Annotated in this window: 24 protein-coding genes; 8 read left to right on the plus strand and 16 right to left on the minus strand. The window is 72.5% G+C overall.

Annotation, left to right across the window (positions count from 1 at the left end):
* Positions 1-44 precede the first annotated feature (44 nt).
* From ACRAKF_RS11655 to ACRAKF_RS11670, 4 genes are all read right to left on the minus strand, one after another.
* Positions 45-1,082 (minus strand): 6-phosphofructokinase, encoded by a 1,038-nt coding sequence (locus tag ACRAKF_RS11655; RefSeq protein ID WP_447036896.1) that lies wholly within the window; start codon positions 1,080-1,082, stop codon positions 45-47.
* Between the two features lie 169 nt (positions 1,083-1,251).
* Positions 1,252-1,905, minus strand: coding sequence for a response regulator (locus tag ACRAKF_RS11660; RefSeq protein ID WP_447041927.1), 654 nt, complete (start codon positions 1,903-1,905; stop codon positions 1,252-1,254).
* A gap of 178 nt (positions 1,906-2,083) precedes the next feature.
* A complete protein-coding gene (gene macS / locus ACRAKF_RS11665; protein WP_447036897.1) occupies positions 2,084-3,289 on the minus strand; it encodes a MacS family sensor histidine kinase in 1,206 nt (401 codons plus the stop codon).
* Between the two features lie 69 nt (positions 3,290-3,358).
* Entirely contained in the window at positions 3,359-4,096 is a 738-nt protein-coding gene (locus ACRAKF_RS11670; RefSeq protein WP_447041928.1) for a lysophospholipid acyltransferase family protein, read from the minus strand.
* 139 nt (positions 4,097-4,235) lie between these two features.
* Between ACRAKF_RS11670 and ACRAKF_RS11675 the strand changes: the two genes are divergently transcribed.
* The 4 genes from ACRAKF_RS11675 (at position 4,236) to ACRAKF_RS11690 (ending at position 7,472) form a co-directional block, all read left to right on the plus strand.
* On the plus strand, positions 4,236-5,015 hold the full coding sequence (locus ACRAKF_RS11675; RefSeq protein ID WP_447036899.1) for an alpha/beta hydrolase: 780 nt from the start codon (positions 4,236-4,238) through the stop codon (positions 5,013-5,015).
* On the plus strand, positions 5,008-5,736 hold the full coding sequence (locus ACRAKF_RS11680) for a hypothetical protein (RefSeq protein WP_447036901.1): 729 nt from the start codon (positions 5,008-5,010) through the stop codon (positions 5,734-5,736). The genes ACRAKF_RS11675 and ACRAKF_RS11680 overlap by 8 nt, the downstream gene beginning before the upstream one ends.
* A 160-nt stretch (positions 5,737-5,896) precedes the next feature.
* On the plus strand, positions 5,897-6,517 hold the full coding sequence (locus ACRAKF_RS11685) for an RNA polymerase sigma factor (RefSeq protein WP_447036903.1): 621 nt from the start codon (positions 5,897-5,899) through the stop codon (positions 6,515-6,517).
* A complete protein-coding gene (locus tag ACRAKF_RS11690) occupies positions 6,510-7,472 on the plus strand; it encodes a CU044_5270 family protein (protein WP_447036905.1) in 963 nt (320 codons plus the stop codon). The genes ACRAKF_RS11685 and ACRAKF_RS11690 overlap by 8 nt, the downstream gene beginning before the upstream one ends.
* Positions 7,473-7,500: 28 nt before the next feature.
* Here ACRAKF_RS11690 and ACRAKF_RS11695 read toward each other — a convergent pair whose 3' ends face one another.
* The 6 genes from ACRAKF_RS11695 to ACRAKF_RS11720 all read right to left on the minus strand — a co-directional run bounded on the left by ACRAKF_RS11695 (position 7,501) and on the right by ACRAKF_RS11720 (position 12,360).
* A complete protein-coding gene (locus ACRAKF_RS11695) occupies positions 7,501-8,265 on the minus strand; it encodes an endonuclease/exonuclease/phosphatase family protein (RefSeq protein WP_447036906.1) in 765 nt (254 codons plus the stop codon).
* A 72-nt stretch (positions 8,266-8,337) separates the two neighbouring features.
* Positions 8,338-9,291 carry an ROK family glucokinase gene (locus ACRAKF_RS11700; protein ID WP_447036907.1) on the minus strand — a complete coding sequence of 318 codons (954 nt, stop codon included), beginning with the start codon at positions 9,289-9,291 and terminating at the stop codon, positions 8,338-8,340.
* A gap of 52 nt (positions 9,292-9,343) precedes the next feature.
* Positions 9,344-9,817 (minus strand): DUF5304 domain-containing protein, encoded by a 474-nt coding sequence (locus ACRAKF_RS11705; RefSeq protein WP_447036908.1) that lies wholly within the window; start codon positions 9,815-9,817, stop codon positions 9,344-9,346.
* Between the two features lie 34 nt (positions 9,818-9,851).
* A complete protein-coding gene (locus ACRAKF_RS11710) occupies positions 9,852-11,015 on the minus strand; it encodes an ArsA family ATPase (protein WP_447036910.1) in 1,164 nt (387 codons plus the stop codon).
* 71 nt (positions 11,016-11,086) lie between these two features.
* Positions 11,087-11,524: an SRPBCC family protein gene (locus ACRAKF_RS11715; RefSeq protein ID WP_447036911.1), complete on the minus strand. Its 438-nt coding sequence runs from the start codon at positions 11,522-11,524 to the stop codon at positions 11,087-11,089.
* Positions 11,525-11,610: 86 nt separating this feature from the next.
* Entirely contained in the window at positions 11,611-12,360 is a 750-nt protein-coding gene (locus tag ACRAKF_RS11720) for a metallophosphoesterase family protein (RefSeq protein WP_447041930.1), read from the minus strand.
* 331 nt (positions 12,361-12,691) lie between these two features.
* Here ACRAKF_RS11720 and ACRAKF_RS11725 point away from each other — a divergent pair, with 331 nt between their 5' ends.
* Positions 12,692-14,488 carry an AMP-dependent synthetase/ligase gene (locus ACRAKF_RS11725; RefSeq protein WP_447036912.1) on the plus strand — a complete coding sequence of 599 codons (1,797 nt, stop codon included), beginning with the start codon at positions 12,692-12,694 and terminating at the stop codon, positions 14,486-14,488.
* Between the two features lie 254 nt (positions 14,489-14,742).
* Here the strand turns inward: ACRAKF_RS11725 and ACRAKF_RS11730 are convergent, their stop codons facing one another.
* A complete protein-coding gene (locus tag ACRAKF_RS11730; protein WP_447036913.1) occupies positions 14,743-15,885 on the minus strand; it encodes a glycosyltransferase family 4 protein in 1,143 nt (380 codons plus the stop codon).
* 140 nt (positions 15,886-16,025) lie between these two features.
* Between ACRAKF_RS11730 and ACRAKF_RS11735 the strand changes: the two genes are divergently transcribed.
* Complete coding sequence (locus ACRAKF_RS11735) at positions 16,026-17,264, plus strand: glycosyltransferase 87 family protein (RefSeq protein WP_447036914.1); 1,239 nt, start codon at positions 16,026-16,028, stop codon at positions 17,262-17,264.
* Here ACRAKF_RS11735 and ACRAKF_RS11740 read toward each other — a convergent pair.
* From ACRAKF_RS11740 to ACRAKF_RS11760, 5 genes are all read right to left on the minus strand, one after another.
* Positions 17,221-18,432 (minus strand): hypothetical protein, encoded by a 1,212-nt coding sequence (locus tag ACRAKF_RS11740; protein WP_447036915.1) that lies wholly within the window; start codon positions 18,430-18,432, stop codon positions 17,221-17,223. The two genes, ACRAKF_RS11735 and ACRAKF_RS11740, sit on opposite strands and share 44 nt — an antisense overlap.
* Before the next feature lie 38 nt (positions 18,433-18,470).
* Positions 18,471-19,496, minus strand: a complete 1,026-nt coding sequence (locus ACRAKF_RS11745) for an NlpC/P60 family protein (protein WP_447036916.1) — start codon at positions 19,494-19,496, stop codon at positions 18,471-18,473.
* A 233-nt stretch (positions 19,497-19,729) separates the two neighbouring features.
* A complete protein-coding gene (locus ACRAKF_RS11750; RefSeq protein ID WP_447036917.1) occupies positions 19,730-20,761 on the minus strand; it encodes an NlpC/P60 family protein in 1,032 nt (343 codons plus the stop codon).
* Between the two features lie 270 nt (positions 20,762-21,031).
* Complete coding sequence (locus ACRAKF_RS11755) at positions 21,032-22,381, minus strand: NYN domain-containing protein (RefSeq protein ID WP_447036918.1); 1,350 nt, start codon at positions 22,379-22,381, stop codon at positions 21,032-21,034.
* Between the two features lie 34 nt (positions 22,382-22,415).
* Complete coding sequence (locus ACRAKF_RS11760) at positions 22,416-22,655, minus strand: hypothetical protein (protein ID WP_076686704.1); 240 nt, start codon at positions 22,653-22,655, stop codon at positions 22,416-22,418.
* A gap of 156 nt (positions 22,656-22,811) precedes the next feature.
* Here ACRAKF_RS11760 and ACRAKF_RS11765 point away from each other — a divergent pair, with 156 nt between their 5' ends.
* Together ACRAKF_RS11765 and ACRAKF_RS11770 are read left to right on the plus strand one after the other, a co-directional pair.
* Positions 22,812-23,543 (plus strand): rhomboid family intramembrane serine protease, encoded by a 732-nt coding sequence (locus ACRAKF_RS11765; RefSeq protein WP_447036919.1) that lies wholly within the window; start codon positions 22,812-22,814, stop codon positions 23,541-23,543.
* Positions 23,540-23,821: an Lrp/AsnC family transcriptional regulator gene (locus ACRAKF_RS11770; RefSeq protein ID WP_150183687.1), complete on the plus strand. Its 282-nt coding sequence runs from the start codon at positions 23,540-23,542 to the stop codon at positions 23,819-23,821. The genes ACRAKF_RS11765 and ACRAKF_RS11770 overlap by 4 nt, the downstream gene beginning before the upstream one ends.
* Positions 23,822-23,882 lie beyond the last annotated feature (61 nt).

Genomic DNA, 23,882 nt, shown 5'->3' on the forward strand with positions numbered 1-23,882 from the left:
TGCCCGGGACGGCACCCGGAGCGGGGACCGTCCCGGGGCAGTCGTCAGCCGAAGAAGACGCCGACCTCCGCGTAGAGCGCCGGGTCCACCGTCTTCAGGCGGGCCGTCGCCTCCGCGATCGGGACGCGCACGATGTCCGTGCCCCGGAGGGCGACCATCTTGCCGAAGTCGCCGTCCCGCACGGCCTCGATCGCGTGCAGCCCGAAGCGGGTGGCGAGCCAGCGGTCGAAGGCGCTGGGCGTGCCGCCGCGCTGCACGTGCCCGAGGACGGTCGTCCGGGCTTCCTTCCCCGTCCGCCCTTCGATCTCCTTGGCCAGCCACTCGCCGACGCCCGAGAGCCGCACGTGCCCGAAGGAGTCCTGCGTGCCGTCCTTGAGGACCATCTCGCCGTCCTTGGGCATCGCCCCTTCGGCGACGACGACGATGGGGGCGTACGAGGCCTTGAAGCGCGACGTCACCCAGGTGCAGACCTGCTCCACGTCGAAGCGCTGCTCGGGGATGAGGATGACGTTCGCGCCGCCCGCGAGGCCCGAGTGCAGGGCGATCCAGCCCGCGTGCCGGCCCATGACCTCGACGACGAGGACGCGCATGTGCGACTCGGCGGTGGTGTGCAGACGGTCGATCGCCTCGGTGGCGATGCCGACCGCCGTGTCGAAGCCGAAGGTGTAGTCGGTGGCGGAGAGGTCGTTGTCGATGGTCTTGGGGACGCCGACGACCGGGATGCCGTACTCGTCGGTGAGGCGCGCGGCCACGCCGAGCGTGTCCTCGCCGCCGATCGCGATGAGCGAGTCGACCTCCTCCTTGGCGAGGTTCTCCTTGATGCGGCGCACCCCGTGCTCCTCCTTGAGGGGGTTGGTGCGCGAGGAGCCGAGGATGGTGCCGCCGCGCGGCAGGATGCCGCGGACCGCGGGGATGTCGAGCCGGACGGTGTCGCCCTCCAGGGGGCCGCGCCAGCCGTCCCGGAAGCCGACGAAGTCGAAGCCGTACTCCTGCACGCCCTTGCGGACGACGCCCCGGATGACGGCATTGAGCCCGGGGCAGTCGCCGCCTCCGGTCAGTACCCCGATTTTCTTGACCCCCATGGAGCTGTCCCTTCGCCGCAGTGACCTGACGCGGGTCACGCTAATGGTGATCCAGGTCACTCCGGGACAGTGCGGACGGTCAATTCCTGTCCGGGACAAAGGAGTTGATCACGGGCATTCACTCGTACGAGGGTCATGCGTACGAGGGGCAGGCGTCGTCGGCCTCGGTTCAGGCATCGTCGGCCTTGTCGATGCCCCGCTCGATCGCGTACCGCACGAGTTCCACCCTGTTGTGGAGCTGGAGCTTGCCCAGGGTGTTCTGGACGTGGTTCTGCACGGTGCGGTGCGAGATGACGAGGCGCTCGGCGATCTGCTTGTAGCTCAGGCCCTTGGCGACCAGCCGCAGGACCTCCGTCTCGCGGTCGGTGAGCCGCGGGGCCCCCGGGTCGTCCGGGGTGCCCTGGGCGGGCTCGGTGGCCAGGCGGCGGTACTCGCCGAGGACGAGGCCCGCGAGGCCGGGGGTGAAGACCGCGTCGCCGACGGCCGTGCGGCGCACGGCGTCGATCAGCTCCTCCGTGGACGCCGACTTCAGCAGATAGCCGGTGGCGCCGGACTTGACCGCCTCCAGGACGTCGGCGTGCTCGCCGCTCGCGGAGAGCACCAGGACGCGCAGCGCGGGGTTGGCCGCGACGAGCTCCTTGCAGACCTGGACGCCCGGCTTGAGCGGCAGGTTCAGGTCGAGGACCAGGACGTCGGGGGCGGCGGCCCCCGCCCGGCGCACCGCCTGCTCCCCGTCGCCCGCCGTGGCGACCACGTCGAGGCCGGCCTCCACCAGGTCGCGCGCGACCGCGTCCCGCCACATCGGATGGTCGTCGACGACCATGACCCTGACCACGGCCGCCCCGTCGCCGCCGGTGTCCCGCGGGCCGCCGGTGTCCCGCGTGCCGTCCGTGGCGTCCGTGACCGTGGCCGGTTCCCGCGGCCCCTGCTGTCGCTGTCGCTGTCGCTGTTCGCTCATGGTGCTTCCGCCCTCCCCCGTGTTCCGTGCCGTCCCGCGCCGCTCAGCGCGGGACCTTCAGTTCGACTTCTGTGCCCTGGCCCGGCACCGAGATCAGCTCGGCCGTGCCGCCGATGTCCCGCAGCCGCCCGCGGATCGACTGGGCGACGCCGAGGCGGCCCTCGCCCTCGGCCTCCGCGAGGCGGCCCTCGGGGATGCCGGGGCCGTCGTCCCGTACGGTGACGATCACCCCGTCCGGCTCGTCCTCGACCAGGATCCAGGCGTTCGCGTCGGGCCCCGCGTGACGGCGCACATTGTCCAGCGCGGCGCCGACGGCGGCGGCGAGCTCCCGTGCCGCGTGCGGTGACAGGCGCACCGGCGCCCCCGGCTCGGAGAGCGTCACCCGCGATCCCACGTGCACGGCGAGGAGCGGGCGCAGATCGCGGGGCGCCGCGTCGGCGGCCCGCGCACCGTCCGCCGATTCCTCGACCGCGCGGACCACGGCACCCTGCGAGGCGTCCTCCGACGCGTGCGAGGCGGGCACCAGGCCGCCCGCGACCAGGGTGCGCAGCGCCACTTCCTGCTCACCGGCGAGCCGGCCGAGCTCCGCGGCCTCGCCGCCGATGGCGGTACCGCGCCGCTGCACCATGGCGAGGACCTGCAAGACGCTGTCGTGGATGTCGCGGGCGAGCCGTTCGCGCTCGCGGGTCGCCGCCTCGATCTCCAGCGCGCGGGCGAGGGTGCGCTCGGAGGCGCGGGCCACCTCCACCACGTAGCCGATGGCGATGGAGGCGATGCAGACCAGCAGGACGTTGTGGATCGTGTCGCGGCTGAACGCCCCGCGCTGCACCACGTTGGCGACGCCCACGAGCAGCGACGCGAACGCCGCCCATCGCCAGCCGCCCTTGATCGCGTACGCGAGGACGGCGCCGGCGGTCCATATGGAGGGCAGCGTCGGGCCGCCGTTGACGATCCGCTCGTGCGAGTCGGCGAGCGGCGTCAGCAGGATGCCGACGAGAGCGACGGTCAGGTCGCAGACGAGGAAGCCCCTGGTGCAGCTCGCGGCGTTCGCGACGCGGGGCAGCGTGCCGAGGGTCCAGACGGCGAGCACCGTGAAGTAGGAGACGGCCACCCAGGGGTGGTCGGGCTTCTGGTGCGCCGACCAGAAGAGACCGATCGCGTACAGCATGGTCAGGATGCGGTAGCCGGTGAGCGCGCGCCACAGAGGCTGCTCGACCGACATCCTCATGACCTTCTCGCGACGTGCCATGTCCCCCACCCGCCGTACCCGCCCGCCGTGCCCGCCCGCCTACTGTGCCCCCACCTCGAACGGACGCGGCTAGGAGCCGGCCCGTTCCTTTTCGGCCGCCTTCTCGCTCGCCTTGGCCGCCTTCGCGGCATCGGCGATCTGGCGCTTGGCGGCCGTCGCGTACATGTCGACGTACTCCTGGCCGGAGAGCTTCATGATTTCGTACATGACCTCGTCGGTCAGCGCCCGCAGCACGAAGCGGTCGTGCTCCATGCCCTGGTAGCGCCGGAAGTCCAGCGGCTTGCCGATGCGGATACCGGGCCGCATCAGCTTCGGCATCACCTTGCCGGGCGGCTGGATCTTCTCGGTGTCGATCATCGCGACGGGGAGCACGGGCGCCCCGGTGGCGAGCGCCACGCGCGCGAGGCCGCCGGGCTTGCCGCGGTAGAGGCGCCCGTCCGGCGAGCGCGTGCCCTCGGGGTAGATGCCGAAGAGCTCGCCGCGCTCCAGTACCTCGATGCCGCTCTTGATGGCCGCCTCGCCCGCGCCGCGCCCCCCGGAGCGGTCCACGGGGAGCTGGCCGACGCCCTTGAAGAAGGCGGCCGTGAGTCTGCCCTTCACTCCGGGCGAGGTGAAGTACTCCGCCTTGGCGATGAAAGTGACCTTGCGGTCGAGGACCGCGGGAAGGAAGAAGGAGTCCGAGAACGAGAGGTGGTTGCTCGCCAGAATGGCGGGACCCTCGGCGGGGACGTTCTCAAGGCCCTCCACCCAGGGCCTGAAGCCGAGCTTCAGCGGCCCTCCGATGGCAACCTTCATTGCGCCGTAGATCAAACCGAGTGCCTCCTGTTTCTGTGGATCAGACCTTAACCCGCTGTGCGGCCAATGGGCCCGACGACCCTGGCCGGTGTCAGTCCGGTCGCGTACGGTGAAGTACTCCCCCATCTCACGCTCATGAAGGAGACCGAAGGTGCCGGTCCTCCCCGGAGCCGAGCCGTACCGCCACGAAGGCGGCGAGGTCGGCGTCCTGCTCTGCCACGGTTTCACCGGATCCCCGCAGTCGCTTCGCCCCTGGGCCGAGTATCTGGCGGAGCGCGGCCTGACCGTCTCGCTGCCGCTCCTGCCCGGGCACGGCACCCGCTGGGAGGACATGCAGGTCACCGGCTGGCAGGACTGGTATGCCGAGGTCGACCGCGAGCTGCGCGGCCTCCTTGAGCGGTGCACGCGGGTCTTCGTGTTCGGCCTCTCCATGGGCGGCGCCCTGTCGCTGCGCCTGGCCGCGAAGCACGGCGACGCGGTCGCGGGCCTGGTCCTGGTCAACCCGGCGAACAAACTGCACGGCCTGGCGCCGTACGCGCTGCCCGTCGTCCGGCACGTCGTACGGACCACGAAGGGCATCGCCAGTGACATCGCCAAGGAGGGCTCGGTCGAGATCGGCTATGACCGGGTCCCCCTGCACGCCGCGCACTCCATGCGCACGTTCTTCCGCCTGGTCGACGGGGAACTGCCGCAGGTGACCCAGCCCTTGCTGCTGCTCCACAGCCCCAGGGACCACGTGGTGCCCGCCGCCGACTCCGCCCGCGTCCTCGGCCGCGTCTCGTCCACGGACGTCACGGAGATCCTGCTGGAACAGAGCTACCACGTGGCGACGTTGGACCATGACGCGGACCGGATCTTCGAGGAGAGTTACGCGTTCATCGGCCGGCTCGCCCCCAGCGTTGGTAAGGAAGGGACGGCCACCGGTGGCTGAGCACGAGGCTGACCGCGACGAGAGCCGCGAGGAGCCGGAAGAGACCAAGGTGCCCCGCGACGGGGTGCCCCTGGACGGCGCGGTGCCGCTGGACGGTGCTGCGCCCCTGGACGGAGGCATTCCGCTGGACGAGGACGCCGCCTGGCAGGCGATCGTCGCCGGGTACGGCGAGGAGCCCGCGGACCCGCCGGGCGCCAAGCCCTTCAAGTCCGTGGAGGACCTGGCCCTCCTGGAACCGGAGACCAACGGGCCCGCTTCCGTGCGCCCCGGCCTCGGCAAGGACCCCGCCGAGCCGGGCACGAAGCCGGACCCCGGCGCCGAGCCGGACTCCGGGACGGAGCCGGACCCCAAGGCGAAGCCGGGCGCCGACAAGCCGCTCGGCAGCTCCGTCTCCTTCGCCCCCGGCATCGGCGGCCCCCGGGACTACACGACCCCCGAGTCCTCCGAGGACGACTTCGACGCGAGCGACGAGGGCCACTTCGTGCCGCCGGAGCCGCCGCCCCTGCCCGCCGCCGACGTGACGGCGAAGTTCGCCTGGCTCGCGGTGCTCGGCGGCCCGCTGCTGATCCTGCTCGCCATCCTCCTCGGCTGGCAGATGACGTGGTGGCTGACCACGCTGGGCATCGGCGGCTTCCTCGGCGGCTTCGCCACGCTCGTCGTGCGGATGAACGCCGGGGACGACGAGGAGGACGACGACCCGGGGCGCGGCGCGGTCGTCTGAACCCCCGAGCTCCCCGAGGCCCGTCCGGAACTTCTCCGGACGGGCCTCACTCATGTCCCGTACGCCGATGGAACCCGATCCCGCCGAGCGGCGAAGAAGAGGTGAATCAACCGAACGAGCCCAAGCCTTCGAGGCGTTCACACGAACGAAAGGAGCCCCGATGACCGTCGAACCCGGCGTCCCGCCGTCCCTGGGGCAGCGCGAACAGAGCGACGCCTGGTCCATCGAGCGGTCCCGGGACGAGCCCGAGCAGTTCGCCGCCCTCTTCGACCGGCATGCCGACTCCGTGTACCGGTACGCGGCCCGCCGGCTCGGTCCCGAGGCGGCGGAGGATCTGATGGCGGACACCTTCACCACCGCCTTCAAGGAGCGCCACCGCTACGACCTGGCGCGGGCCGACGCCCGCCCCTGGCTGTTCGGCATCGCGACCAACCTCATCGGCAGGCACCGCAGGGCGGAGGCGCGCCGGTTCAAGGCCCTCGCCCGGGTGCCCGCCCCGGTGCCGCACGAGGAGCCGGTCGCCGATCTCGCGATCGCCCGCGCGGGTGCCCGGGGGGTGCGTGGTGAGCTGGCGGACGCCCTGGCCGGGCTCTCCGCCCGCCACCGCGACGTGGTGCTCCTGGTGGCGTGGGCCGGCCTCGACTACGAGGAGACGGCCCAGGCGTTGGGGGTGCCTGTCGGCACCGTCAGATCACGGCTGCACCGGGCCCGCAGGTCGTTGCGCGAAGCACTGGGCGGATCCGATCCGACAGCTTTCCGGGAGGCACACGCTCATGAATGAACTCGATGAACTGCGCGGCTGGGAGGCGGGGGCTCCCCCGCTGGACGACGAGACGCGCCACCGGGCGCGTATCCGTCTGTTCGCCGCGATGAACGAACAGCCCGCAGCGGTACGGCCGTTGGGACGTCGGCCGGTGCTGCGTATCGCCCTCGCCGGCCTCGTGACGGCCGCGGTGGCCGCGACCGTCCTGGTCGCCGTCGACGGCACTCAGGAAGGTGAGCAGGCCAGGCCGCCCGCCGCCGGCTCCCCGACCGTGGCCAACGTCGCCGCGGCGAAGGTGCTCAGCGGCGCGGCCGCCTGGGAGCGGGAGCACAAGAAGCAGACCGTGGTGCCCCGCGACGACCAGTTCCTCTACTCCAAGCGGATCATCAGGGAGACGGAGCGGAAGACCGGCGAGGTCAGGACCTACACCGACGAGATGTGGGACTCGGTGGACGGCTCCCGGCGCTCCTTGTCCATGGAGCTCGGCAAGAGCATGTGGGAGGAGCCCCTGGAGAAGGGCGAGGAGGTGTGGCCGCCCCGCAGGTGGGACGAGCTGAAGAAGCTGCCCACCGACCCCGGGAAGCTCGTCCCGGCCATCGTTGCCGATGGCACCTCCGACAAGCCGGTCAGCGAACTCACCAAGGACGAACGGTGGCAGGCCTACTTCCTGCTCGGCGAGCTCCTGAAGGCGCCGGCACTACCCGAAGGGCTGCGCGCCGCGGCCTACGAAGGGCTGGCGCTCGTGCCCGGCGTCAAGACGGTCGAAGGGGTCAAGGACTCCGCCGGGCGTACCGGTGTGGGGATCGCCTACCCGGGCCACTTCAAGGGCAGGTACCTGATCTTCGACGCGACGTCCTACGAATTCCTGGGCTTCCGTGACGAGCGGATCTCGCGGGACGGCAAGAGGACGTACATCCAGCTTTCGCACACGGTCGAGTGGGCGGTCGTCGACAAGGTGCGGCAGCGCCCGTAGGTCTCACCGAGCGCTCGCCTCGTGGGCCCTATCGGGACGGGGGAACCCTGAGGGCGGCCAGGACCGGGAGGTGGTCCGTGGCCGCCCTCAGGTCTGTCTCCGTCACGCCCGGCAGCCCCGCCGGCACCCCGCAGCCGAGCACCTCGATGCCCGGCGTGGCGAGGATGGCGTCGATGCGCTGGTGGGGGTCGGCGGGCGTGGAGGTGTGCTCGCCGCCCCAGGGCTTCGTGGCCCAGCAGTCCTGGAGCGCCGAGGCGAGTCTGCGGAAGGTCCGGCCCCGGGGCCGCTCGTTGAGGTCACCGCCCGCGACCGCGTGCTCCACGCCCATCCCGGCGAGCCGGTCGAGCAGCAGCCCGCCCTGCGCGTACCGCTCGTCGGTCTGGAGGCTCAGGTGGCAGCTCAGTACGCCGAGCCGGGCGCCGCCGAAGCGGACCACGGCGGTCGCGAAGCCGCGCCGGTGCAGGCCCGGGGTGAGCGGGAGCAGGACGTCCTCGGTCCGCTCGACGGTGGCCCGCAGCGAGCAGAGCAGCGCGGGCCCGGCCGCACTGCCGCCGCCCGAGAGGATCACCAGGTCGGCGGCGCGCGCGAGGCGGGCCAGCTTCTTGCGCCAGCGGAAGAACCGGGGCGCCTCCTGGACCAGGACGAGGTCGGGCGCGCAGGCGGCGATGACACGGGCGAGCGCGGCGGTGTCGTCCCGCATCGAGCGGATGTTGTAGCTGAGCACCCGGACGACGGCCGAACCGTCCTCTTCGGTGCGGGAGTTGGGGAGGGAGGCCAGCGGACTCGTCGACATGGCGATCAAGATACGACAGTGCCCGCCGCTTCCCCTGCGGGGCACGGCGGGCACGGTCGGACGAACCGCGGCTCACATGACGGGGTCGGGCTCCCGCGCCAGGTCGGCGGCGCCCACCAGACCCGCCTTGTTGCCGAGCTGGGCGGCGATGACCTCGGCCTGCGGGCGCCAGGCCGCACCGACGAGCCAGCGCTTGAAGGACTTGCGGATCGGGTCGAGGACCAGATCCCCCTCGTCCGAGAGGCCGCCGCCGACGATGAACGCGGACGGGTCGAAGAGCGACGCCAGGTCGGCGAGGCCCGCACCGGCCCAGCGGGCCAGCTCGCGGTAGGAGTCGATGGCGACCGCGTCGCCCTGCCGCGCGGCCATCGAGATGTGCTTGCCCTCGATGCCCTCGGGGCTGCCGTCGCCGAGGGACAGGAGGTACTCGGCGCGCTCGGGCGTGGCGTTGGCACGCTGGCGGGCGTACCGCACGAGGGCGCGGCCCGACGCGTACTGCTCCCAGCAGCCCTGGCTGCCGCAGCCGCAGAGCAGGCCGTCCGGGACCATCCGGATGTGGCCGAACTCGGCGGCCACGCCGAAGTGGCCGCGGCGCAGCTTGTTGCCGATGATGATGCCGCCGCCGAGGCCGGTGCCGAGCGTGATGCAGATGACGTTGCGGTGGCCCTTGCCGCCGCCGAACTTGTACTCGCCCCAGGCCGCGGCGTTGGCGTCGTTCTCCACGACGACCGGGAGGCCCACGCGCTTCTCGACCTCGTCCTTGAGCGGCTCCTGCCGCCAGTCGATGTTCGGCGCGAAGTAGACCGTGGAGCGCTGGCGGTTGACGTAGCCCGCGGCGCCGATGCCGACGCCGACGATCGCGTGGCCGGCCCGCGCGCCCTCCACGGCGGAGGCGATCGCGTCGACGATTGCCTCGGAAGTACCCGGGGTCGGCACCTTGAACGTCGAGAGGATGTTGCCTTCCTCGTCGACCACTCCGGCCGCGATCTTGGTGCCGCCGATGTCGACGCCGATGGTGAGTCCCATGAATCCCTCAGTTCGATCGAGCCCCGCTACGGCCCACCGTACCCGAGGGGGGTCAGTCCAGATCGATGTGTTCACCCGCCGAGAAGCCCTCGTCACCGCGGCCTTGGCCTGCCGCGGGGCCGTCGGCCGCCCCGCCCGTGTCACCGCGGGTCCAGCGGCCCTCCTGGCCCCGGGCCGCCGAGCGGTAGGCGGCGAGCAGCTCGGAGCCGGCCGCCGCGAGGTGGTCGAAGACGTCGGGGTTGCGCTCGATGACCGGTTCGACCACGGCCTTCGCCTCCCTGACGACCTGCTTCAGGGTCTGCTCGACGGCGCCCTGGGCGACCGCGCCGAGCAGCGGCGTCTGAAGCCCGGAGAGCTTCTCCGAGACGGCGTCGACGAGCTTGCGCAGCTCCTCGGCCGCCGAGCCGGGCGGCTGCCCGTACTGCTCGCGGCGGCGGGCCTTCTCCTCCGCCAGATCCTCGGCGCACGCCTTCTCCCAGGCGTCGGCGTCGGCTTCGGGGGCTTCGCGCTCCGTGGCATCGCTCATACCACTCGACGTTACCCGAATGGCGGCATCCCGTTCACTGTGCGCGCGGCCACAGGGCCGGGTCCGGCGTGAAGCGCACCCGCAGCTCGCCCTCGCGAAGAGCGGCGCCCGCGACGGTGCAGCGGCGCAGCGCCGACGGGAGGGTCAGGACGCGGCGGAAGGGGCCCGCGGTGACGACGAGGCTGTCGCCGTGCCGGACCAGGCCCAGTTCCTCGCGCCGGGCGCCGGGGAGCGGGATGTGCCATACGTAGCTGTCGCCGCCGCCGTCGTCGTCGCCGGCACGGGTGACGGGCCACTCGGCGGGGGCGGGCGCGTCGGCCGGGGCGGGCACGCCGAGGGCGGCGAGGTCGTCGGCGCCGCGCGGGTCGTGCCCGAGGTGGCGGACCCGGTGGACGTGGTCGTACGTGGTCTCCCACTCGGCCAGTGCCTTGTCCTGCTGGGCGCGGAGCGCGGCGAGCCAGGTGTCGGCGGAGGCGTCGGGAAGGACCCGGTTGGCGATCACGAGGTCGGTGCGCAGCCCGTACAGGGCGAGCCCGGTGGCGCTCCTGCCGACGGCGTCGGTGCCCGCGGGGCCCGGCTCCGCGACCAGGCGGACGGTGGTGGCGGGGTCCTCGATCACGGCTTGGGCGGCGGCGAGTTCCCCCTCCCAGCGGGCGGCGGTCTCGTACAGCCAGGCGGCCGGCATGGGGACGCCCGCGAGACGGCCAAGCATGGGGCGCAGCGCGCGGGCCGCCTGCCGCTCGGGCGGCAGCAGCCTGCGCAGATAGCGGCGGAGCTGTTCCGGCAGGGCGAGGACGGCGAGGGCCTTGGGGGTGGCCGGCAGGTCGACGACGACGGTGTCGTACGCGGTCGCCCGCCCGGCGTCGCGCAGCGCGCGCAGCAGGGCCAGCTCATCGGCTCCGGGCAGCGGGGTCAGCTCGTCGCCGTCGATCCGCTCGGCACCGAGCAGGTCGAAGGCGGAGGCGGCGCGTTCCTGGAGCGCGAGCAGGTCGTCCCGGAAGCGGTCGTCGGGGGCGAGGCACCGTGCGGTGACCCCGGGGTGCGCGTCGGCCCCGCCGAGGACCGTCCCGAGGGTGTCACCACGGTCGGCGGAGATCACGAGAACCCGCCGCCCGGCCCGCGCCGAGGCGAGCGCGGCGGCAGCGGCGACGGTGGTCCGCCCGGAGCCGCCGGGACCGGTGACGAGGAGGGTGCGCATAGGAGTGAACGGTACGTCAGGCGCCCCGGCCCCCGGCCGCCGAAGGAGCGGGCCCCGAGGAGCCCGGCCGGTCACCCGGAGGACTCCACGCGCTTCTTCAGGCCCGCGAGGGCACGGTCGATGATGACCTTCTCGGCCTTGCGCTTGATCATGCCGAGCATGGGGATCTTGACGTCGACGGTCAGCCGGTAGGTGACCTGCGTGCCGGAACCGGCGGGCTTCAGGAGGTACGAGCCGTCCAGCGAGCGCAGCATCTGCGACTTGACGAGGGTCCAGCTCACCTCGTTGTCGCCGGTCCAGGTGTAGCCGAGCGTCTGGTCGTCCTTGATCGCGCCCGCGTCCATGACGAGGCGGACCTCTTTGGCGCGGCCCTGCTCGTCGGTGGCCAGGACCTCGGCCTCCTTCACCTCGCCCGTCCAGTCCGGGTACCGCCCGAAATCGGCGATCACCGCCATGACCTCGGCCGGTGCCGCCTCGATCGTGATGCTCGAGCTGGTGTGTTCGGCCATGGCCGTGGCTCCTCCAGATGCGGTCCGGTACAAGGGGATGTCCGAGGTGGTGTCCACCGCGTGAAGGCTACCGCGCGGCCCCGTGCTCACCACTCCAGGGCCCAGGGCCTGCCGGACCCGGCGAAGTGCCCGACGTTCACGCACTCCGTGGCGCCGACGCGCATGCGCCGGACCAGCGGCTGGTGGACGTGGCCGAAGAGCGCGTACCTCGGCCGGGTCCTGCGGATCGCGTCGAGCAGCGCCCGGCTGCCGCGCTCGAAGCGGCGGGCCACGGTGTCGTACAGAAGTTCGGGCATATCCGGCGGGATGTGCGTGCACAGGACGTCGACCTCACCGACCGCCTCGATCTTGGCGGCGTACTCCTCGTCGCTGATCTCGTAGGGGGTCCGCATCGGGGTGCGCAGGCCGCCGCCGACGAAGCCGAAGACACGCCCGCCGATCTCGATCCGCTCGCCGTCCAGGACGGTGGTGCCGGGACGGGCGTACGCGGGCCACAGGGCCGGTATGTCGACGTTCCCGTACGTGGCGTACGTCGGCGTGGGGAACGCGGCGAACAGTTCCGCGTACTGCTTGCGGACGGCCGCCTCGATCGCGGGCCCGCGATCGACGCCCGCCCAGAGCCGCCTGCCCAGCTCCCTGGCCTCCTCGAAGCGGCGGGCGGTGCGCAGCTCCACCAGCAGGGAGGCGTTCTCCGTGCCGAAGAGGTCGGGGAAGATGCCGCGCGAGTGGTCGGCGTAGTCGAGGAAGAGCACGAGGTCACCGAGGCAGACCAACGCGTCGGCGCCCTCCCCCGCGCGAGCGAGGGCCTCCGCGTTGCCGTGCACGTCACTGACCACATTGACCCGGAAAGCTGGCATGCCGATCACCCTAGATCGGCCGCCGCGCGGCGGGTAGGGGCTCCGGTCGCCCGGCCGGACCTGCGGTTACTTCCAAGTCGGGAAGCCGGTGGCGTACTGTGCCACGCAGACCACGACGACGTGTGACGCACCGAACATCTGAGCCCGCCCCCCTACCGAACAAGCCATACCCATGGGTAACGTCCGGGCAGTCCAGTAGTGCTCGGCCCCCCACTTCGACCCACTTCGACTGAGCACCTGCCCGATCTTGGACCGCACCGTCGCAGCACACGACGTCGTGGCGCCGGTGCCCTATGTAGGAGCAGCAGTCTTGCGCGAGTTCAGCCTTCCGGCCCTGTACGAGGTCCCCGCGGACGGCAATCTGACCGACATCGTCCGCAGAAATGCCTCGCAGCATCCGGATGTCGCCGTCATCGGCCGCAAGGTCGATGGACGCTGGCAGGACGTCGACGCCAAGACCTTCCTCGCCGAGGTCCGTGCCACCGCCAAGGGCCTCATCGCCTCCGGAGTGCGTCCGGGCGACCGCGTCGGCCTGATGTCCCGCACCCGTTACGAGTGGACCCTCCTCGACTTCGCCATCTGGAGCGCGGGCGCGGTGACCGTGCCGGTGTACGAGACGAGCTCGGCCGAGCAGATCCAGTGGATCCTCGGCGACTCGGGTGCCGTGGCCTGCGTCGTCGAACTGGACGCGCACGCCGCCACCGTCGAGTCCGTGCGCGCGGGGCTGCCCGCCCTCGACCACGTCTGGCAGATCGACTCGGGCGGCATCGAGGAGCTGTGGCGCGCCGGCGCCGAGGTGACGGACGTGACCGTCGACGAGCGCTGTGCCGCCGCCGGCGCCGACGACCCGGCCACCATCGTCTACACCTCCGGCACCACGGGCCGCCCCAAGGGCTGCGTCCTCACCCACCGCAGCTTCTTCGCGGAGTGCGGCAACGTGGTGGAGCGCCTCAAGCCCCTGTTCCGCACGGGCGAGTGCTCGGTCCTGCTCTTCCTGCCCGTCGCGCACGTCTTCGGGCGTCTCGTCGAGGTCGCCGCGCTGATGGCGCCGATCAAGCTGGGCCACGCGCCGGACGTCAAGAACCTCACGGACGAGCTCGCCTCCTTCCGGCCGACCATGATCCTCGGCGTCCCGCGCGTCTTCGAGAAGGTCTACAACTCGGCGCGCGCCAAGGCGCAGGCCGACGGCAAGGGCAAGATCTTCGACAAGGCCGCGGACACGGCGATCGCGTACAGCCGCGCGCTGGACACCGCCGCGGGGCCGTCCATCGGCCTGAAGATCAAGCACATGGTCTTCGACAGGCTGGTCTTCAGCAAGCTGCGGGCCGTCCTGGGCGGACGCGGCGAGTACGCGATCTCCGGCGGCGCCCCGCTCGGCGAGCGCCTCGGCCACTTCTTCCGCGGCATCGGCTTCACGGTCCTCGAGGGCTACGGCCTGACCGAGTCCTGCGCGGCCACCGCCTTCAACCCGTGGGACCGGCAGAAGATCGGCACGGTGGGGCAGCCGCTGCCGGGCTCGGTCGTACGGATAGCGGACGACGGCGAGGTCCTCCTCCACGGGGAGCACCTCTTCTCCCGCTACTGGAACAACGAGGGCGCCACGGAAGAGGCCCTCGCGGACGGCTGGTTCCACACGGGTGACATCGGCACGCTCGACGAGGACGGGTATCTGCGGATCACCGGCCGCAAGAAGGAGATCATCGTGACGGCGGGCGGCAAGAACGTCGCGCCCGCGGTGATCGAGGACCGTATCCGCGCGCACGCGCTCGTCGCCGAGTGCATGGTCGTCGGGGACGGCCGGCCCTTCGTGGGGGCGCTCGTCACGGTCGACGACGAGTTCCTCGGGCGGTGGGCCGCGGAGCACGGGAAGCCCGCGGGGTCCTCCGCGGCCTCCCTCCGTGACGACGCGGATCTCCTGGCGGCGATCCAGGGTGCCGTGGACGACGGCAACGCGGCGGTCTCCAAGGCGGAGTCCGTCCGGAAGTTCCGGGTCCTCGCGTCGCAGTTCACGGAGGAGTCGGGACATCTGACTCCGTCGCTGAAGCTGAAGCGGAACGTGGTGGCGAAGGACTATGCGGACGAGATCGAGGCGATTTACCGCGGGTAGCGTGAGCGGTCCCGCGCCCACTCGCCGTGGGGGGGGGCCTTGCCTCTTTGCGGCTCTCGGTCTCGTCGTGGTCGCTCGCGCAGTTCCCCGCGCCCCTGAAAGCCGGGGCTTCGCCCCGCTTTCCCTTCCGCCGTGCCCCTTGACGGACGCCGATCGAGGCCCTGCCAAGGGGCGCGGGGAACTGCGCGACAAGCCCCCGCGGCGGGTCAGTCGCCTACGAACCGCAAGCGGCAGCGGCAGCTCGCCCGTACCTGCTACAGGAGTTCCTTGAGGCGTTCTGCCAGGAGGTCCCAGCGCCAGCGGTCCTCCACCCAGGCGCGGCCCCGCGCGCCCATGCGGGAGCGGAGCTCCGGGTCCGCCAGGAGCGTGGAGATGCGGTCCGCCACCTCCGAGGGGGCGCCCCCTCGGACGACCCAGCCCGTTTCGCCGTCCAGGACGGCGTCAGGGGCGCCGCCGGAGTCGCCGGCGACCACCGGCAGGCCCGTCGCCGAAGCCTCCAGGTAGACGATGCCCAGGCCCTCCACGTCCAGGCCGCCCCGCCGCGTCCTGCACGGCATGGCGAAGACGTCGCCCGCTCCGTAGTGCGCGGGGAGCTCCGACCACGGCACCGCCCCGGTGAAGCGGACGGAGGCAGCCACCCCCGTCTCGGCGGCCAGCTTGCGGAGGTCCGCCTCGTAGGGGCCGCCCCCGACGATCAGCAGGACCGCCTCCGGCGACCGCGCCAGGATCGCCGGCATGGCCAGGATCAGCGTGTCCTGCCCCTTGCGGGGGACGAGCCGTGAGACGCAGACGACCACCGGCCGGTCCGTCAGGCCGAGCCGCGCCCGCACCGCGTCGCCCCCCGAACCGGGGTGGAAGGTCTTCTCGTCGACGCCGGGCGGCAGTTGCACCATCCGCCCCGCCGCGGCGGGCGTCAGCGCGGCGGCGACGCGCGACCGGGTGTACTCACCGAGGTAGGTGATCGTGTCCGTCGACTCGCCGATGCGCCGGAGCAGTTGCCGCGAGGCGGGAAGCTGCGCCCAGCCGGCCTCGTGGCCATGGGTGGTGGCGACCAGCCGCGTGGCGCCCGCCTTCCGCAGCGCGGAGCCCATGAGCCCCAGCGGCGCCGCCGCCCCGAACCACACCGACGTACACCCGTGTTCCCGCAGGAGCGAGACCGCGCGCCGGGTGACCCGCGGGGTCGGGAGCAGCATCGTCGTGGGGTCGCGTACGACCCGGAAGGGCTGCTCGGCGTCGAAGGCGGCGGTGGCCTCGGCTCCCTCGCGGCCGCGCTTCCAGGTGGAGGCGTAGACGACGAGCTGCTCGGGGTCCAGGCGCAGCGCCATGTTGTGCAGGAACGCCTGGATGCCACCGGGCCTGGGCGGGAAGTCGTTCGTGACGATCAGGGTCTTGTGCATCGCGCCCGACAGTACCGAAGCGGCACTCGGCCCCGCCTCTTCGCCCTCCCCCGGCCCGCCCGGCATCATGACCACGGCGGACAGATGGGCGAGCAGGCGCGGACAGACCGGCAAGCAGGCTGAAGGGGCGAGGCGCACGTATGGCGCGCATCCTGATCTTCTGGGTCCTCACCAGGGCCGTGCTGCTGCTCTGCGTCTTCCATGTGCTCACCGCCCCCGGGCCCGACGTGACCAGCGACGTCTCCGTCATCTACCAGGGCTGGTACGAGATCCTGCGCACCGGCACCTTCCCCCTGGACGACGTCACCTGGCAGTACCCGCCCGGCGCCGCCCTCGCGGTGCTCTCCCCCGCCCTGCTGTCCTTCCTCGACTACTCCTCGGCCTTCTACCTCCTGGCCTTCCTCGCCGACGCCGTGGTGTCCGCGCTGCTCCTGTACGCGGGGCGGCGGGACGGCAGGTCGCCGCGCGGCCTCGTCGTGTGGGCCGTGGGGGTGCCGCTGCTCGGGCCGACCGTGTACGCCCGCTACGACATCCTCGTCACCGCCGTCGCGGTCGCCGCGCTGCTCGCCGGGGCCCGGCACCCGCGCACGCTGGGGGCGCTGGCGGGGTTCGGCGCGCTGCTGAAGGTCTGGCCGGTGCTGCTGCTCGTCGGCACCCCGCGCGGCCGGGCCACCGGCCGCTCCTGGACGGCGGCCGCGGTCACGTCCCTCGGCGTCACGCTGGCGTTCCTGGTGTCGATGCCGGGGGCGCTCGCGTTCCTCACGTTCCAGCGCGACCGCGGCACGGAGGTGGAGTCGCTCGGCGCCCTCGCCTTCCACGTCGGGCGCCACCTCGGCTGGCGGGGCGAGGTCCGGCTCAACTACGGCTCGGTGGAATTCCTCGGCCCGCACGTCCCGCTGGTCAGCACGGCGGCGCAGGCGCTGACCCTGGCCGCCCTCGGCTGGCTCCTGGTCTGGCGGCTGCGCGCCCGGGCCTGGTCGGCGGCCACGCTCGCGGACGCGGCCTTCGTGGCCGTGCTGCTCTTCACCACGACGAGCCGGGTGATCAGCCCGCAGTACATGCTGTGGCTGGTCGGCGTCGGCGCCGTCTGCCTGGCGTTCCGCACGAGCCGCATGGAGCTCCCCGTCCGGCTCGTCCTCCTCGCCACGTTCGTGACGTTCCTGGAGTTCCCCGTCTGGTTCTCGCACGTGGTGGCCAGTGATCCGCTGGGCGTGGCCCTGCTCCTCGTACGCAACGGCCTGCTGGTCGCGGCGGCCCTGCTCGCCTGCCGGAACCTGTGGCGCCGATGCGTCTGCGAGCCGCGTGACCCGCTGCGGCGGCCGGCGCGAGGGGCGGTCAGCGGAGCTCGGAGCGCAGATACGTGCGCCAGCGCGCCGTGAACTCCTCCTGGGTGGTGTCCAGTACGTCCCGCAGCGCGTCCTCGACCGCGCCCGGCCGCTTCTCGTGGGCGCCCACGGCCCGGTAGAACTCCACCAGCCTCTTCTCGCCCCACCGCTCCGCGATCATCCGGCAGGCCAGCCATGAGCCCTCGTAGGCCCCGGCGAGCCGCTCGGCCCCGCCGCCGAAGCCGAAGTCCGCGTCGGCCGGGAGCGTGGCCGGCAGCCGCTCGCGCTGAGCCGCGCGCCGCAGCTCGGGCGCGGCCTGCGCGGCGGTGCGTCCCGTGCCGCGGTAGGCCACCCAGTCAGCGAAGCCTTCGGAGAGCCAGAGCGGGGTGGCCCGCGAGGTATGGGCGCGGGTCGCCACATGGACCGTCTCGTGGGTCAGGACGGCCTGCTTGCCGAAGCCGCTGAGGACGCCGTACGCCTCGGGGTTGACGATGACGCGGTCGGCGGGGGCCCGCCCGGAGCCGCCGACCTCGCCGGTGGTGACCGCCGCGATCCCCCGGTACCCGGCGGCGGGCGCCCCCAGCAGGCCCGCCATGCCGTCCAGCGTGCGGGGGACGAGGACGACGACCTTGCCGGGCCACTTCTCCCGCCACGCCTCGTTCACGGCGGGCACCGCCCGGTCGGCGAGGTCGCGGTAGGCGCGCCGTTCCTCCGCGCTCCGCCCGACCCCGAGGACGAGGCTGTGCCTGCCCCGCTCGGCCCGCACCCGCCCCTGGTCCCAGAGCTGCTGGCCCGCCTTCCGTGCGGGCCGCTCCGAGGTGACGTACCACCGTCCGTCGTGCCGCTCCAGGGCGAGCGTGCGCTCGGCGGTGCGCGGGGCGCTGTCGTAGCCCTTGACGCGGTAGCTGAGTTCGGCGCGCGCGGTGGCCTTCGCGCCCGAGCGGTCCAGGCCGGTCAGGCGGTACTCCCACGCGTCGAGCGGCACGTCGCGGACGTTGGCGAAGAGGTCCGCGGGAGCGCGCTCCCCGGCCGCGCTCCGCTCGGTGCGTTCGTACGCCTCCTCGTCCCGTTCCCGTACGGCGTGTGCCCTGCGCTCCAGGAGCCTGCGCACGTCGCCCGCGGCGGGGTCGGGGACCGGGTCGCCGCCGCATCCGGCGAGCACGGCGAGGCAGAGCGCGACGCACAGCGCCACCCTCCCCGACCCACGCCCGTGACCAGCCACCTTCCCGATCGTACGGGGCGTGCCGGGCGGGCGGCCGGTCAGATCCGGGTCACGGAGGAGACCGGCATCATGCCGACCGGGTCGTAGCGGACCGGCGCCCCGGGGTAGGGGGCGTGCACCACTTGGCCGTCGCCGACGTACATCCCGATGTGGCTCGCGTCGTCGCGGTAGGCGACGAGGTCGCCGGGCTTCGCCTCGGCGAGGGAGACCTGCCGTCCGGCGTACCGCTGCGCCTGCGAGGTGCGCGGCAGCCCGACCCCGGCCTGGGCGTACGACCACTGCGTGAGGCCCGAACAGTCGAAGCCGGACGGCCCGTTGGCCCCCCACACGTACGGGCGGCCCACCGCGGACCTGGCGGCGGCCAGGGCGGCCGCGGCGCGCGACGACGCGGCGCCCCCCGGCTCCACCAGACCGGCGCGGCCGCCGGAGCGCGATGACCTGTCGTACGCGTCGCGCTCCTTGCCGGTGAGCGAGTTGACCAGCCGTCTCGCCCGGGCGAGCTTGTGCTCGACGGTGCGCTTGTGGCGGGCGACGACGGCGCGGCTCCTCTCCAGCGCGGCGAGCTTGCGGCCGGCCTCGGCGCGCTCCCTGGCGAGGCCGCGCTGGGCCTTCTGGAGATCGGTGAGTTCACCGGTGTGCCGGAGGGTGACGCGGTCGAGGACCGAGGCCCGGTCGAGGTAGCCGTCGGGGTCGGAGGAGAGCATGAGCTGAAGGGCGGGGCCGATGCCGCCCTCGCGGTACTGCTCCTCGGCGAGCGCGCCGAGCGCGCCGCGCATCAGGTTGATGCGCTCCTGGCCGCGGGCGACGCTGTCCTTGGCCCGCTTCACCTGTGTCCGCAGCTTGTCCGTGCGCTCGTCGGCGTCGTTGTACGCCTCGGTGGCCCGCTCGGCCTCCTCGTAGAGCCGGTCGACCTTGGCCCGGGTGTCGGAGGGCCTGTCCTGCGGGGCGGCGCCCGCGGGGGCGGCGGCCAGGGCGGCGGCGGCCGTGGCCGCCGCCGCCGAGATGACGGTGACGCGCGTGCTCCGGTCGGTGCCGGGCTCTGCGGGACGGCGGTGTGAGCCCACTTGGCGCCGCTCTCCCTTCCGCTGGACGACCCCCGGCTCTGCGGGGGAATGCGCGCCGACAGTAGCCGTGCGACCAGAGGAGGGCCAACGACCCGGATGGGTGCGGACAGCCCTGCGCCCCGCCTCAGACGCAGGTCATCAACGGGGCGCGGGGTCAGCGGGAGTTGCCGGAATTCGCCCGTTCGGACGGTTCCGGGGGGCCGGTGACGTCGGGCGGAGCGGGGCTCCGTGGGTCAGACGCGGACGCCGAACTGGAAGGTGCCGAGGTAGGACATCGACTCGTAGCGGACGTTGGCGCCCGGCTTCGGGGCGTGCAGGACCTGGCCGTTGCCGGCGTAGAAGCCGACGTGCGCGAGGTTGTTGAAGAAGACCAGGTCGCCGGGCTTCAGCTCGCCGCGGCCGATCCTCGTGCCGTCGTTCTGCTGGGTGTACGTGGTCCGGGTGATGGAGACACCGGCCTGCGCGAACGCCCACTGGGTGAGCCCGGAGCAGTCGTAGGAGTTGGGGCCGGTGCCGCCGGAGACGTACGGCTTGCCGATCTGCGTCGCCGCGGCGCTCAGGGCCGCGGCACCACGGTTGGAGGCGGGGGCCTCGTCGCCGAGGTCGGCGCGCTGGTCGGCGGCGCGGCTCGCGCGCTTCTGCTCCTTGGCCGCCAGGTCCGCCTTCTCGTCGGCGGTCAGCGTGTTGAGGAGCTTCTGCGCCTCGCCGAGCTTGCCCTGGACTTCCTTCTTCTTCTTGCCGAGCTCCTCGCGGGTGTCCGCGAGGTCGTCGAGCTTGCCCGCGGCCTCCTTGCGCTTCTGCGCGAGGTCCCGCTGCTTCTTCTGGATCTTCTGGAGCGCGTCGACCTGCTGGCTGCTGAGCTGGTCGAGCGTGGACGCCTTGTCGAGGTAGTTGTCCGGGTCGGAGGAGAGGAAGAGCTGGAGGGAGGGGTCGATGCCGCCGGAGCGGTACTGCGCGCTGGCCATCGAACCGAGGCCGTCCCGCAGCTCGTTGAGCTCCTCCTGGCCGTCGGCGACCTTGTCCTGGAGAGCGTCGATCTGCTTCTCCAGCTTCTCCTGCTTCTCCTTGGCCCCGTTGTACTTGTCGGTGGCCCGCCCCGCGTCCTCGTAGAGCTTGTCGACCTTGGACTTGACCTCGTCCTTGCTCGGCTTCGGCGCGGCCTGGGCGGCGCCCTGCGAGGTGAGGGCCACGGCAGCGGCGGCGGTCGCGGTGAGCACGGTCACGCGGGTGCGGCTCGGCTGCTTGGGACGACGGTGGGACGCCACGCGGGCGGCTCCTTCTTCCTCCAGCCGCCTACCGAAGACCCGGTGGGCGGGTACCACCGCCGTCACCCCGAGTGGGTGATCAACTAAGCGAGGGTTCGAGGCGAGACCCTAGTGACCTTCTTGTGATCAGTTCAAATTACCGGGGCAGAAAATCGGTTGCGAGACGCATATTTTACCGAGGACGCACAGCCCGTGACGGCCCTCTGACCTTCCGTCACGCTCCGGAGCTGCCAATTCGGGCATAGGGCCCAGGAGTTGCGGGAAGCCCCTTTAGCCCCGCGAAAGCCGCTTCAGGAGCACCACCGAAGCCACCGGCCGCGCACCGGCCTTGGCGATTCCGTCGGCCACCTCGCGGTCGGTCGAGACGACGACCACGGGCCTGCCCGGCGGCTCCGCGCGCACGAGCTGACGGATCAGCTCATCGGCGGTCACGCCCGGCTTGGAGAAGAGCACCCGGACCCCGCGCGGCGGCGCGAGCAGCACCGGAGCGGCCAGCTCGGCCCCGTCGAAGACGCAAGTCACCTCGGCGCCCGACTGGAGGGCGAGCTGCGAGAGCGAGCCGAGGAGACGCAGCCGCTGCTTCTCCAGGGGCATGGTCGGATAACCGGTCTTGGTGACGTTGTAGCCGTCGACGACCAGGTGTGCCTGCGGCAGGGCGAGGAGCTGGTCCAGGATCGCCGGGTCGTTCTCGGAGAGGGCGCGGGCCGCGATGTCCTTGGGCGACATCCGCCCCGGCTCGACGGCGTCCACGGTCTCCGCCGGGCGTACGGAGACGGGCGGCAGCGCCAGTTCGCGCCGCAGCCCCTGGGCCGCTTCGAGGACCGTGTCGAGCAGCAGGCGCACCCGCATGTCCTCGACGCTGCGCCCCTCGCGCGCCGCCCTGCGGCTGGCCTCCAGGGCGGCCTCGGTCTCGCCGAGCCGTGCCTTGAGCCGCCGGGTCTCGCTCTCGGCGGCGGACACCTGGGCCTGGCCCTCGGCGCGGATGGCCTCGGTCTGCGCGAGGGCCTTGCGCAGCGCGGCCTCGCCGCGCTTGACGTCGCTGAGCGCCCCGCGCAGCTTGCGGTGCGTGGACTCGGCTTCCCTGCGCACCGCTTCCAGCTCGGCGCGCAGCCGCTCGGTCTCCGCCTTGGTCTGGCCGCGGGCCTCGGCGAGCTCCGCGCGCAGCCGGTCGAGCTCGGCCCTGGTCTCGTCGTCCACGCGCTCGGCGTCGGCCCGCTGGGCCTCCTCGCCCGCGGCGGTCACCAGCTTGACCCAGCCGGCGGGGCGCAGCACATAGGCCGCCGCCGCCACGTCCAGGGGGTCGGCGGCGGGGGGCGGGGTGCCCGCGTCCAGGGCGGCGGCCAGCTCGGCCTGGGCCTCCCTGAGCCGTTCGCCGATGCGCTGCCGGAAGAGGGTGTCGCTCTCCAGGGCGGCCGCCATGGCGTTGCCCGCGAACTTCGCGCGCCTGCTGGGCGTGAAGCGGGCGTACTGTCTGAGCTGTGCGGGGAGCTCGGCCATGGTCAGGCCGCCGAAGCCGTCGGAGACGAGTCGCACGACACGTCGCCGCACGCCGTCCGGCAGCGGACGGTCGAGCACCTCAGCGGTGCCGTCGTCCGGCTCCCCGCCTGCGCTCTCCACCATCCGTCACCCCACTTGCCGTGCGGGCCCCGCTCCCTCAGGAGTCGGTGCCCGGCCTGTCCACCAGTTCCACCTGATCCACAGCGTTGCACCAGCGGCAGCGGACCGACTCGATGGTCTCACTGACCACCTCGCGTTCTTCGACGTTCGACTCACCGGCGAGGTCGAGGTGCACATACTCGACGACCTTCGAGCTGCGGGTCACATCGAAGCGCGTGAGGTTGCCGCACAGCTTGCAGCGCCACCGGGTGGTGGCGGTCGGGAGGGGAACCGTCATCGTGGCTGATCGCTTTCCTCGGTGGCGTGGCACTCGTCCGGGTTTCCGTGGTGCGTATTGCCCGCAACCTTAAGGCCTGTAAGGGGCACCATGCGGCGGCGTCCGCCCCGGCATGGCGGTCTGTGCGGGTAGCGCCCGTTACGTCATGCTCTGTCCATGATCCACGCATGGAGTACGAGGGCGAGCCGGCTGTCCGGCGACCGGTCCGCCCCGGTGACGTACGGACTGATCGCCGTCTGCTGCCTGGTCTTCGCGGTCTCCCCGGTCTCGGGGCTCAACGACGGCTACGGCCGCGGCAACGAACTGCTCGGCGCGCAGCAGGCCTATTTCGAGCGCTGGGGGGTGGTGCCCGCCGAACTCCTCAGCGGCGTGCCGAGCGCCGCGCTCGGCCCGTTCACGGCTCTGTTCGTGCACGGGAGCTGGGTCCATCTGCTCGGCAACATGCTCTTCCTGTTCGTCTTCGGGGCGATGGTGGAGGAACGCATGGGGCGCCTGCGGTACGCGCTCTTCTACGTCGGCTGCGGCTACCTCGCGCTGCTCTCGTACGCGGTGGCGCACGCGGACTCCCAGCAGACCCTCGTCGGGGCCTCGGGGGCGATCTCCGCCGTCCTCGGCGCCTTCCTCTACCTCTTCCCGAAAGCGCGCGTCACCAGCATCTATCCGTTCCTGTTCTTCCTGCCGCTGCGCTTCCCCGCCTGGCTGGTGCTGCCGTTCTGGGTGGCCCTTCAGTGGCTGGCGGCGGGGCGGGACGGCCAGGGCACCGGGGTGGCGTACCTGGCACATCTGGTGGGCTTCTCGCTGGGGTTCCTCCACGCGTGGGTGTGGTGCCTGCGGAGGGCTAAGGTGAAAGGCACCGCACCGGCCATCGAGGGAGACAGTCAGCCGTGATCACCGCGATCGTGCTCATCAGGACCAGCGTGGACCGGATCCCGGAGATCGCCGAGTCGATCGCCGCGCTCGACTCGGTCAGCGAGGTCTTCTCCGTCACCGGCACCTACGACCTGATCGCGATGGTGCGGGTGCCGCGCCACGACGACCTCGCGGACGTCATCCCCGGCCGGATCAGCAAGATCCCCGGCGTCGAGGGGACGGACACGCACGTCGCGTTCCGCACGTACTCCCAGCACGACCTGGAAGCGGCGTTCGCGATCGGCCTCGACTCCTAGGCCGGCCCGGGCTCCCGGCCACGCACCCGGCCCGGGCCTTCATGAAGGTTTCCTCATCCGT

The sequence above is a fragment of the Streptomyces sp. DSM 118878 genome (assembly GCF_052936595.1).